Origin of the sequence: Frigidibacter sp. MR17.24, from assembly GCF_037095655.1 — a bacterium.
Classification (GTDB): domain Bacteria; phylum Pseudomonadota; class Alphaproteobacteria; order Rhodobacterales; family Rhodobacteraceae; genus Frigidibacter.
In genome coordinates this window covers 824,406-835,129 of sequence record NZ_JBAWKE010000002.1, presented here as the reverse complement: position 1 = coordinate 835,129, position 10,724 = coordinate 824,406, and the positions used below count along the sequence as shown (strand labels likewise).

The window sequence follows — 10,724 nt, the reverse complement described above, 5'->3', positions numbered from 1 at the left end:
ATGACCCTGACGATCGACCGCCTGTCGCTGCATGCCGAAGGCGTGGCCCGCACGCCCGAGGGCACGGTCCACGTGCCCGGCGTCCTGCCGGGCGAGGTGATCGAGGGCGCCATCGCCGACGGCCGGGTCGAGGTTCCGAAGATCGTCACCCCCTCGCCGGACCGGGTGAAGGCGCCCTGTGCGCACTACCGCGCCTGCGGCGGCTGCGTGCTGCAGCACGGATCGGACGATTTCGTCGCGCGCTGGAAGGCGCAGGTGGTGGAGACGGCGCTGAAGGGGCAGGGGCTGTCGGCCCCGGTGGGCGCGACGATGACGTCGCCCGCCCGCTCGCGGCGGCGCGCGACCTTCGCCGGGCGGCGCACCAAGGCGGGCACGCTGATCGGCTTCCATGCCCGCGCCTCGGACACGGTGGTCGAGATCCCGCACTGCCAGCTTGTCGACCCGGCGCTGCTGGCGGTGGTCCCGGCGCTGCGCGCGGTCGTGCTGGCGGGCGGGTCGCGCAAGGGCGGGCTCGACCTGACGGCGACCCTGACCGAGGGCGGGATCGACCTTGCCGTCACCGGCGGCAAGCCGATGGAGCCCGCGCTGTTCCAGTCGCTCTCGGCCATCGCCGAAAGCGCCGATCTCGCGCGACTGACTTGGAACGGCGAACCGGTGGCGGCGCGCCGCCCCACCGCGCAGGCCTTCGGCGCGGCGCTGGTCGAGCCGCCGGCGGGCGGCTTCCTGCAGGCGACGAAGCCCGGCGAGGCGGCGCTGGTCGCCGCGGTGACGGGAATCGTCGGCCCGGCGGCGCGGGTGCTCGACCTGTTCTCGGGCTCGGGCACCTTCACGCTGCCGCTCGCGGCGGGGGCCGAGGTCCATGCCGTCGAATCCGATGCCGCCGCCCTGGCCGCGCTCGACCGTGGCTGGCGCCGCGCCACCGGGCTCAAGCGCGTCACGACCGAGACCCGCGACCTGTTCCGCCGCCCGCTGCTGCCCGACGAGATCGACCGCTTCGACGCGGTGGTGCTCGACCCGCCCCGCGCCGGAGCCGAAGCCCAGGTGGCCGAGATCGCGGCCAGCCGCGTGCCGGTGCTCGCCTACGTGTCCTGCAGCCCGGTGACCTTCGCGCGCGACGCGGCGCGGCTCGTCGCCGCGGGCTTCGCGCTCGAGCATGTCGACGTCATCGACCAGTTCCGCTGGTCGGCGCATGTCGAGCTGGTGGCGCGGTTCCGCAACACCCGGCGATGACCATTGCGTGAAGGTTTAACGACCCGCTAGGCGCAGCGCGCGCGCCGGTGTATCTGCTCGGGCAAAACACCCAAGAACCTCCCCGAGCAGTTACGGTAGTCAATGCGCATGATCGCAGTATGCATGGTGATGGCGAGCCTCGGCCTCGTGTCCGGCTGTGGCGAGTCCAAATTCAAGACCTATCGCGGCCCCGACATCACGGGCATCTACGTCGACAAGTCCGACCGCAAGATGTACCTGATGCACGGCAACCAGGCGCTCAAGGTCTACAATGTCTCGCTGGGCAAGATGCCGGTGGGCGCCAAGGAATTCGAGGGCGACGGCAAGACGCCCGAGGGCAGCTATGTCATCGACCGCCGCCGTCCCGACAGCCCGTTCCACCTCTCGATCGGGATCAGCTATCCCAATCCGCAGAACGTCGCCTTCGCGGAAGGCCAGGGCAAGAGCCCGGGCGGCGCGATCGTGATCCACGGCGTCGGCCGCGCCCGTCCGCCGGCCGACCTGTGGGATTGGACCGACGGCTGCATCGCGGTGACCGACACCGAAATGGAAGACGTCTATTCGATGGTGCGCAACGGCACCCCGATCACCATCGTCCCCTGACCGCCAGATCCCCGGCCGCCAGATTGCGCAGCCGCGCCGGCGCCTGAAGGGGCTGGCGCCGACCCCCTTTCGCCTTGGCCGAAATATCCCGGGGGGCCCGCAGGGGCGGGGGCAGCGCCCCCTCCGCGGCCGGGTCCGGGTCCGCCGCCGGTGGCTTCAGCCGCCGGTGACCATGGTCCACCAGATCTTGCCGTTCGGCTCCTGGTACCACGACAGGCCAAGGTTGCGCGCCGCCGGGTCCAGCACCACGCGGGCGGTGTTGGGATCCTCCATCCAGGCCGACAGCGTCTCCAGCTCGGTCTCGTAGCTCTCCGAGATGTTCTCGCCCATGGTGCGCCCCGGATAGCCGGTGCGCGCCACCCGCTGCACCGGCGACGAGCCGTCGGAGCCGAAGTGCCACGACCGGTTCTGCACCGCCATGTCGCGCGAATGGGTGGCCGCCGCCGCGGTCAGCTGCGCATCGAGCGCGAGCGGCGCCGCGCCGCGGGGCGCGCGCAGCGCGTTCACCGCGTCCAGGAAGCGGTACTGGATCGTGCCCTCCTGGCCGGCCTTGATGTGGTAGACGCGGGGCAGGGGCTTGCCGTCCGCCCCCAGCTTCGCGGGGGTGCCGCCACAGGCGGCCAGCGCGAGGGCTGCGGTCATCAGGGCGGCGGGGATCAGGCGGTTCGACATGGGGCTGGCTTCGCTCGAGGATGCGCGGGGATACGTCTGGCGCGCAGCCATACAGCGCCGGGCCGCGTCGATCAAACCCCGCCGTGGCCCGCGATGCTCACCCTCGCGCGATTACGCGTGCGTGAGTTGTCGGAAAACCGCATTTCGGCTAGCAGGGAGCGGTCGGCAGGTCACTGCCCAAGGGCGCCCGGCGAAGGCGGCCCCCCGAGAGACAGGTCTTTTTCAGGAGAACCCACCATGACGGACGCTCCGCGCCGTCCCCGCGCGCCCGATCTCACCCGCGTCGCAGCCCAGCCGGGCCGGCGCGCCTTCCTGTCCACCGCCGCCGCGGCCCTCGGCACCGCCGCCGTCTCCGGCCTCGCGGCCCCGGCGCTCGCGCAGAACGCGATGGCGAATTCGACGGTGATGGAGGCCGCGGTCCAGCCCGGCGCCCGTCGCAACGCCTCGGCCTTCCGCACGCTGCGCTGGCAGGACTACTTCTCCAGCACCAAGAACGGCGTCATCCTCGTGGATATCGACAGCCGCGCGCTGCACTACTGGTCCGAGGACGAAAGCATCTACCGTCTCTACCCGACCTCGGTGCCGGCGACGGACGAGCTGACCCGCAAGGGCGACACCTCGGTGACGCAGAAGGTCACCGCGCCGCCGTGGCGCCCGACCCCTTCGATGCGCGAGCGCTATCCCGACTGGCCGGAATTCGTCGCCGGCGGCGACCCGATGAACCCGCTCGGCCCCTATGCGCTGTACCTGTCGTGGCAGTACTACCGGATCCACGGCACGCATGACACGCGCAAGATAGGGAGGCGGTCGTCGAACGGCTGCATCGGACTTTATAATCAACATATCACGGAACTTTTTGGCTTCGCGAAAGTAGGCACGCAGGTGTTGCTAATTTGACGACATCAAGCGGCCGTCTGCCGATCCCCCCAGAGGGACCCGTTGCAAATCGCGCGGGAAGTTGGTTAGACGGTTTCACGAGGTACAGACTTGAGAGCCTTTGCCGTCCTCACGAAATTCGGCCAAGGGCGTAACTGGAGGTTACTATGAAGAAACTCGCGCTCGCCGCTGCCCTGTCGGTTGCTGCTTCCTCGGCCTTCGCCGGCGGCTATGTTGAGCCCGTCGTCGAGCCGGAAGTCATCGTCGAAGACACCTCGTCCTCGTCGGCCGGCATCCTGGTCCCGCTGATGCTGCTGGTTCTCGTCGCCGCCGTCGTGGCCGCCGACTGATCCAGACCGCATGGTCAATGGAAGAGGCGGCAGGGTCAGCCCTGCCGCCTTTTTCTTTTGTGCATTAAGGTTTCGGCAAGCTGTATGTGCCACAGGGCGGCCTGGCCGCCGACAGGACCGGACCCGGGCATCGTCCGGGTCCCTGTCGTTTCTGGCACCCGACGGGCCGGGTGCGGCCGGATCGGATGCGGCGTGACCGGGTGTCGCCCGACCGGGGCCCGGTCATCCCGGCGTGGCGTGGGCCGTGCCGCCGCGGGGTCGCCGGCTCAGGCGATCCAGCCCGCAAGGCCGTCGGCGATCTCGGCCATCAGCGCCTCGATATGGGCGTCGTCGTCGTTGAGGCAGGGGATGTAGGTGAAGCGTTCGCCCCCCGCATGTTCGAAGGCCTCGCGAATCTCGCCGTTGATCTCTTCGAGCGTTTCGATGCAATCGGCCGAGAACGCGGGCGAGATCACGGCAATGTGTTTGACGCCCTGCTTCGCCAGCTCGGCCACGTGTTCGACGGTATAGGGCTTGAGCCATTCCTCGGGCCCGAAGACCGACTGGAACGTGGTGTCGAGCCGCGAGCGGTCCCAGCCCAGCCGTTCGCGCAGCAGGCGCGAGGTCTTCTGGCACTGGCAGTGGTAGGGGTCGCCCTCCATCAGGTAGCGCTTCGGCATCCCGTGGTACGAGGCCACCAGCTTGCCCGGCTGGTCGTCGAGCCCCGACAGCACCGTCTCGACCGAGCGCGCGAGCGCGTCGATGTAGCGCGGCGAGGCGAAATATTCGGGCGCGGTGCGCACGGCCGGCTGGCGCTTCTGCGCCATCAGCGCGCGGAAGAACTGGTCGTTCGCCGTGGCCGTCGTCGCGCCCGCGTATTGCGGATAGAGCGGGAAGAACAGGATCTTCTCGCAGCCCGCCGCGACCATCCGGTCGACCACGTCACGGGTCGAGGGGTTGCCGTAGCGCATGCAGAACTCGACCTGCACCGCCGTGCCCCAGCGCGCCGCGCAGGCGTCCCGCAGCTTGGCGACCTGGGCCTTGGTGATCGTCATCAGGGGGCTCTCGTCCAGCTCCTCGTTCCAGATCAGCTTGTAGTTCGCGCCGGACGAGAACGGCCGTTTGGTCAGCACGATGCCCTGCAGGATCGGCTGCCACTTCCAGCTGGGGTAGTCGATCACCCGCTTGTCGCTGAGGAATTCGTTCAGGTAGCGCCGCATCGACCAGTAGTCGTAGCCGTCGGGCGTCCCGAGGTTCGCGACCAGCACGCCGATCTTCGGCACCGCCACCTTCGGGTGATCGCCCGGCGCGTGTTCGGGGCGGATGCCCGCCGTGGTGCCCGCTGCCATTGTGCTGTCCATGCGCCGATCTCCGCCTGCCGCTGATCCCCGGTGCCGCTGGCGCGGAACCGAGGCGGAGATAATCCGTTTTTCCTCGGGGGCAAAGGCGTCGATGCGCCGCCCCGGCGTTTCAGCGAGAGCAAGATGACCCGGCATCCGGACACACTCCGCACGGCAGCGGCCCCGCCGCGGCTGGATCCCGCGCATGACGCGCTGTTTCTCGACTTCGACGGCACGCTGGTCGCGATCGCGCCGACGCCCGACGCTGTGATCGTGCCACCGGCGCTGGCGCCGCTGCTGACGGCGCTGTCGGCGCGGCTTGGCGGCGCGCTCGCGCTGGTCTCGGGGCGGGCGCTGGACGAGATCGCGGGCTTCCTGCCCGGCTATGGCGGTCCCGCCATCGGCAGCCACGGCGCCGAGGCCCGCGGCCTGCCGGGGCTTGCCGGCGGTGGTGTAGGGCCGCGCGACCTTGCCGCGCTGCACGACCGCTTCCGGGCCTTCGCCGCCGCCGAGGGGCTGCTGTTCGAACCCAAGCCCCACGGTGCCGCGATCCACTTCCGCGCCCGACCCGAGGCCGAGGCGCGGGCCCGCGCCTTCGTGACCGAGGTGCTGGCCGGCGAACCCGGGCTGGCGCTGCAGACGGCGAAGATGGCGTTCGAGCTACGCCCCGAGGGAGCGACCAAGGATGCGGCGCTGCGGGCCGCCGTGGCCGCCGCCCCCTTCGCCGGACGGCGCCCGGTCTACTTGGGCGACGACACGACCGACGAGCCGGCAATCGCCTGGGCCGGGTCCTCGGGCGGGATCGGGGTGAAGGTGGGGGATGGCGACAGCGCGGCGCGCCACCGGCTGTCCGGCCCGGCCGAGGTGCTGGGATGGCTGTGCGCACAGGCGGCCGAGCCCGCGCCGGGTGGTGGGCCGGGTGGTGGGCCGGACGGCAGGGAGGACGGGTGATGGACGGCAGCAGCCTCGCCGATGATGGCGCCGGGGACCGCACGGGCGGCGCCCCCGGCCGGCTCATCTGCGTCTCGAACCGGATCCCCACGGGGGCCGAGCCCTCGGGCGGGCTGGTGGTGGCGCTGGCCGACGTGCTCGCGCGGTCGGGCGGGGTCTGGATCGGCGCCGCGCCCGACACGGCCGAGGGGCCGGACGACAGCCTGTCCGAGATCGCGGGCGGGCCGTTCCGGCGGCTGGCCTTCCGGCTGACCGAGGCCGAGCACGACGGCTATTACGCCGGGTATTCCAACGCCGTGCTCTGGCCGGTGGTGCATGACCGTGCCGACCTGATGGCCTACCGGCGCGAGGATCGCGAGACATATCGCGCCGTGAACCGCCGGATCGCGCGCATGGTCGCGGCGGTCCTGCGGCCCGGCGACCGGCTGTGGATCCACGACTACCACCTGCTGCCGCTCGCGGCCGAGCTGCGGCGGCTGGGCGTCGATGTCCCGATCGGCTTCTTCCTGCACACGCCATTCCCGACCGCGCTGGCGCTGCAGGCGATGCCGCATGGCGACGAGATCTGCGGCTGGCTGATGGCGCACGACCTCGTGGGCCTGCAGGCCGAACGCGACTGCGTCCATGCCCGCAGCGCCCTGACCCGCGTGGGCGGCATCGAGGAGACCGCCGAGGGGCTCTATGCCCACGAGGGCCGTCGCCTGCGCGTCGCGGCCTTCCCGATCGGCATCGATACGGCCGACTTCGCCCGCACCGCGGCCGAGGCCTTCGACCGCCTGCCGCCGGGCATCGTCAAGCCGCCGCGCCAGTTGATGATCGGCGTCGACCGGCTGGACTATTCCAAGGGCCTGCCGAACCGGTTCCGCGCCTTCCGCCACTTCCTCGACCGCCACGAGGACTGGCACCGCCGCGTCTCGCTTCTGCAGATCGCGCCGCCGACGCGCGAGGGGCTGAAGGCCTACGACCAGATCCGGGAGGAGCTGGAGGGCCTCGCGGGCAAGGTCAACGGCGCCTTCGCCGACATCACCTGGACGCCGATCCGCTACATCCACCGCCCCGTGCCGCGCGACGTGCTGGCGGGGCTCTACCGGGCGTCGCACATCGCGCTGGTGACGCCGCTGATGGATGGCATGAACCTGGTCGCTAAGGAATTCGTCGCCGCGCAGGACCCGGGGGACCCGGGCGTGCTGATCCTGTCGCGGTTCGCCGGCGCGGCCGAACAGATGCCCGAGGCGCTGGTGGTGAACCCGCATGACGAGGGCGAGATCGCCGGCCAGATCCTGACCGCGCTGACCATGCCGCTGGCCGAGCGCCGCCGGCGGTACGCGGCGCTGATGCAGGATCTGGCCGCGCGCGACGTGCACTGGTGGTCGGGCGGATTCCTCTCGGCGCTCGACGCCGCGGCGGGTGCGCGCAGCGCGGGCTAGCCGTCGCCCGGCAGCCGGGTCTCGGGCACCTTCAGCGCATCGGCCAGCCGTTGCTTGGCCGAGCCCGGGCGCAGCGGCTGCTGCTGGCTGTCGTGCGGCGCCCAGCCGGTCAGGAAGATCAGCTCGAAGCTTGCCCGCAGCCGGCCCCCCGGCGTCGCGAAGGCCGCGCCATAGGCCGCGGCAAAGGCCGCGAGCATCGCGCGCGACATCGGCCGGCGCAGCCGCGCGGCCAAAGCGTTCGTCTCGCCCATGCCGCGCAGGTCGCGCAGCAGCCCGGTCAGCGACCCGTATTCCACCGTCTTCACCGCGCTGTCCGCGACCGGCAGCGCGAAGCCCGCCCGCTGCAGCAGCGCGCCAAGATCCCGGATCTCGCCCATCGGCAGCACCCGCGGCGACAGGCCGCCCGCGGTGGCGATCTCGGCCTCGGCCAGCGCGCTGCGCGCCTCGTTCAGGGTGCGGCCGCCGAACAGCACCCCGAGGAACAGCCCGTCGGGTTTCAGCGCCCGGCGGCACTGGATCAGCTGGCCGACCGGGTCCTCGGCCCAGTGCAGCGCCATCGCGTGGATCACGAGGTCCTGCGCGCCCTCGGTCAGATCCAGCACCTCGTCGTCGGCGATCACCCGCACGCCGGGCAGGATCGCCTGCCAGGGTGCCGCGAAGGGCGCGATCACCACCGGCGACGTAAACGTTCTGTTAACCTCGGCCAGCCTCTCCTCGATCTCGGCGGCGGCTTCGTCATGCAGGAACAGCTCGGGACCGCGGGCGCGGGCGCGGGCACGGTGCGCTTCCAGCGCGGCACGGTCGGTCAGGGACGGAGGGGTCGACATGGCGCCGGAGACTGGCGCGCTTCTGGGGCGGGCGCAAGCGGCGCTGACATCGGCGACCGGCCAGGTCCTGCGCATGGTGTTCCCGCCGCAATGCCTCGCCTGCGGCGCCCCGGTCGCGGCCGAGGGCGGGCTGTGCACCGACTGCTGGCAGGGGGCCGAATTCCTGCGCGGGCTGGTCTGCGACAGCTGCGGCGCGGCGCTGCCCGGCAGCTCGGACCGGGCCGAGCAATGCGACGACTGCCTCGCGACGCCGCGGCCCTGGTCCCGGGGCCGGGCGGTGCTGGCCTACCGCGGCACGGGGCGGGCGCTGGTGCTGGCGCTCAAGCACGGCGACCGGCTGGAGATGGTGCCAAGCCTCGGCCCCTGGATGGCGCAGGCGGCGGCGCCGCTGATCCTGCCCGGGATGCTGGTGGTGCCGGTGCCGCTGCACTGGCGCCGGCTGCTGCGGCGGCGCTACAACCAGTCGGCGCTGCTGGCGCGGGCGCTGGGCCGGTCGGCGGGCCTGGCCAGCTGTCCCGACCTGCTGTTGCGCGCGCGCGCCACGCCCTCGCAGGACGGCCGCAGCCCGGCAGAGCGATTCGCCAACCTCGAGGGGGCGCTGCGGCTGAACCCCCGGCGCGCGCGGCTGATCGCGGGGCGGCCGGTGCTGCTGGTCGATGACGTGATGACCTCGGGCGCCACCTTCGCCGCCGCGACGGGCGCGCTGATGGCCGGCGGGGCCGTCTCGGTGCGGGTGATCGCGCTGGCCCGCGTTGCGAAGGACGGCTGAATCCCTATAGTCCGGCCGTCGAAAGGAACTCCCATGCCCGCAGCTTCCGCCCGTATCGAGATCTACACCACCCCCTGGTGCCCCTACTGCCTGGCCGCCAAGCGGCTGCTGACGGCCAAGGGCGTCCTGTTCGAAGAGACCGACGTCTCGGGCGACCCGGCCCTGCGCCGCGCGATGACCGAGCGCGCGGGCGGCCGCACCAGCGTGCCGCAGATCTTCATCGACGGCGCGCATGTCGGCGGGTCCGACGACATCCACGCGCTCGACGATGCCGGCAAGCTCGACCTGATGCTGGGGCGCACCGGATGACGACCGGCGCGCGGACCGCCTGAGATGGCCCAGCCGACCGATCCCGGCGCCGACCCGCTCGCGGCGGCGCTCTTTGCCGAAGTGTTCATGGCCGACCAGCTCGCCCGCACCGTGGTGTCGAAGGCGCTGCCCAAGGGCATGGAGATCTCGCATTTCTCGGTGCTGAACCACCTGGCCCGCGCCCAGGAGGAACGCACCCCGGCCCAGCTCGCGCGCACCTTCCACGTCACCCGCGGCGCGATGACCAACACGCTGTCGAAGCTGGAATGGGCCGGGCACATCCACATCCGCCCCGACTGGGACGACGCGCGGCGCAAGTTCGTCGCGATCAGCCCCTCGGGCCGCGCCGCCCGCGACGCCGCGCTCGCCGCGCTCTCGCCGGTGATCGGCGAGGTGGTGAAGGCGGTGGGCGTCGACAAGGTCCGCGCGGTGCTGCCCGTCCTGCGCGAGCTGCGCCTGCGCCTGGGCGCCGAAGACTGACGCGCCCCTTCTTTCGCATTGGCCCAAATATCCCGGGGGAGCCCCGCAGGGGCGGGGGCAGCGCCCCCATCCGCCCCCCGGCAAGCCCGAACCCGGGCCCGGACCGGCTCTACCGCGGCCGGACGCTCGCCGTCACATAGTTCACCGACAGGTCGCGCTCGGACAGCGACCAGCTCCAGCTGACCGGGTTGAACACCATCCCCTTGCGGTCGACCGGGTCCAGCCCGGCGCCGCGCAGCAGCGCGAACAGCTCGTCGGGGGTGATGAACTTCTGCCAGTCATGGGTGCCCTTCGGCAGCCAGCGCATCACCCATTCCGCGCCGACGATCGCCATCATGAACGACTTCGGGTTGCGGTTGAGGGTCGAGCACAGCATCAGCCCGCCGGGCCTGAGCAGGTCGTGGCAGGCCCGCAGGTAGGACGGCGGATCGGCCACGTGCTCGACCACCTCCATGTTCATCACCACGTCGAAACGCTCGCCCGCCGCGGCCAGATCCTCGGCCGTGGTGTGGCGATAGTCGATCTCCAGCCCCGACTGCTCGGCATGGATGCGCGCGACGGGGATGTTGCGCTCGGCGGCATCGGCGCCCACGACCTCGGCCCCCAGCCGCGCCATCGGCTCCGACAGCAGCCCGCCGCCGCAGCCGATGTCCAGCACCCGCAGCCCGCCGAAGGGCAGCGCCGCCGACAGGTCGCGCCCGAATTCCGCCGCGACCTGGGTGACGATGTAGTCCAGCCGGCAGGGATTCATCTGGTGCAGCGGCTTGAACTTGCCATGCGGGTTCCACCAGTCGGCGGCCATCGCCTCGAACTTCGCGACCTCTGCCGGATCGATGGTCGAGCCGGCTTTCGTCCCGGGGCTGGCGGTGTCGGACATCATGCACTCCTGCGTCACGGCGCCGGTGGAAGGC

The 10,724-nt window shown here is 71.7% G+C and carries 13 protein-coding genes; 9 read left to right on the top strand and 4 right to left on the bottom strand.

All coding sequences use genetic code 11. The features are described from left to right. Both V8J39_RS11315 and V8J39_RS11310 read left to right on the top strand, forming a co-directional pair. On the top strand, nucleotides 1-1,230 hold the full coding sequence (locus V8J39_RS11315; protein WP_336460984.1) for a class I SAM-dependent RNA methyltransferase: 1,230 nt from the start codon (nucleotides 1-3) through the stop codon (nucleotides 1,228-1,230). A gap of 102 nt (nucleotides 1,231-1,332) precedes the next feature. After that, nucleotides 1,333-1,833, top strand: a complete 501-nt coding sequence (locus tag V8J39_RS11310; RefSeq protein ID WP_336460983.1) for a L,D-transpeptidase family protein — start codon at nucleotides 1,333-1,335, stop codon at nucleotides 1,831-1,833. A gap of 156 nt (nucleotides 1,834-1,989) precedes the next feature. Here the strand turns inward: V8J39_RS11310 and V8J39_RS11305 are convergent, their stop codons facing one another. Then, nucleotides 1,990-2,505 (bottom strand): CAP domain-containing protein, encoded by a 516-nt coding sequence (locus V8J39_RS11305; protein ID WP_336460982.1) that lies wholly within the window; start codon nucleotides 2,503-2,505, stop codon nucleotides 1,990-1,992. A 237-nt stretch (nucleotides 2,506-2,742) separates the two neighbouring features. On the opposite strand from V8J39_RS11305, the gene V8J39_RS11300 reads away from it, so the two are divergent. Both V8J39_RS11300 and V8J39_RS11295 read left to right on the top strand, forming a co-directional pair. Continuing rightward, a complete protein-coding gene (locus tag V8J39_RS11300; protein WP_336460981.1) occupies nucleotides 2,743-3,402 on the top strand; it encodes a L,D-transpeptidase in 660 nt (219 codons plus the stop codon). A 146-nt stretch (nucleotides 3,403-3,548) separates the two neighbouring features. After that, complete coding sequence (locus tag V8J39_RS11295; protein ID WP_336460980.1) at nucleotides 3,549-3,731, top strand: hypothetical protein; 183 nt, start codon at nucleotides 3,549-3,551, stop codon at nucleotides 3,729-3,731. Between the two features lie 266 nt (nucleotides 3,732-3,997). Here the strand turns inward: V8J39_RS11295 and hemH are convergent, their stop codons facing one another. Next, nucleotides 3,998-5,071: a ferrochelatase gene (gene hemH, locus V8J39_RS11290; RefSeq protein WP_336460979.1), complete on the bottom strand. Its 1,074-nt coding sequence runs from the start codon at nucleotides 5,069-5,071 to the stop codon at nucleotides 3,998-4,000. Between the two features lie 123 nt (nucleotides 5,072-5,194). Between hemH and otsB the strand changes: the two genes are divergently transcribed. Then, nucleotides 5,195-6,001: a trehalose-phosphatase gene (gene otsB, locus V8J39_RS11285; RefSeq protein ID WP_336460978.1), complete on the top strand. Its 807-nt coding sequence runs from the start codon at nucleotides 5,195-5,197 to the stop codon at nucleotides 5,999-6,001. After that, on the top strand, nucleotides 6,001-7,428 hold the full coding sequence (locus V8J39_RS11280) for an alpha,alpha-trehalose-phosphate synthase (UDP-forming) (protein ID WP_336460977.1): 1,428 nt from the start codon (nucleotides 6,001-6,003) through the stop codon (nucleotides 7,426-7,428). The genes otsB and V8J39_RS11280 overlap by 1 nt, the downstream gene beginning before the upstream one ends. Here V8J39_RS11280 and V8J39_RS11275 read toward each other — a convergent pair. Beyond that, a complete protein-coding gene (locus V8J39_RS11275; protein ID WP_336460976.1) occupies nucleotides 7,425-8,255 on the bottom strand; it encodes a methyltransferase domain-containing protein in 831 nt (276 codons plus the stop codon). The genes V8J39_RS11280 and V8J39_RS11275 overlap by 4 nt on opposite strands. A 73-nt stretch (nucleotides 8,256-8,328) precedes the next feature. On the opposite strand from V8J39_RS11275, the gene V8J39_RS11270 reads away from it, so the two are divergent. Genes V8J39_RS11270 through V8J39_RS11260 form a run of 3 tightly spaced genes read left to right on the top strand, consistent with a single transcriptional unit; the run spans nucleotide 8,329 to nucleotide 9,813 of the window. Beyond that, nucleotides 8,329-9,024, top strand: coding sequence for a ComF family protein (locus V8J39_RS11270; protein WP_336461205.1), 696 nt, complete (start codon nucleotides 8,329-8,331; stop codon nucleotides 9,022-9,024). Nucleotides 9,025-9,057: 33 nt separating this feature from the next. Continuing rightward, complete coding sequence (gene grxC, locus V8J39_RS11265; protein WP_336460975.1) at nucleotides 9,058-9,333, top strand: glutaredoxin 3; 276 nt, start codon at nucleotides 9,058-9,060, stop codon at nucleotides 9,331-9,333. Between the two features lie 24 nt (nucleotides 9,334-9,357). Then, nucleotides 9,358-9,813 (top strand): MarR family winged helix-turn-helix transcriptional regulator, encoded by a 456-nt coding sequence (locus tag V8J39_RS11260; protein ID WP_336460974.1) that lies wholly within the window; start codon nucleotides 9,358-9,360, stop codon nucleotides 9,811-9,813. Nucleotides 9,814-9,922: 109 nt separating this feature from the next. Here V8J39_RS11260 and ubiG read toward each other — a convergent pair whose 3' ends face one another. Further along, on the bottom strand, nucleotides 9,923-10,690 hold the full coding sequence (ubiG, locus tag V8J39_RS11255) for a bifunctional 2-polyprenyl-6-hydroxyphenol methylase/3-demethylubiquinol 3-O-methyltransferase UbiG (RefSeq protein ID WP_336460973.1): 768 nt from the start codon (nucleotides 10,688-10,690) through the stop codon (nucleotides 9,923-9,925). Nucleotides 10,691-10,724 lie beyond the last annotated feature (34 nt).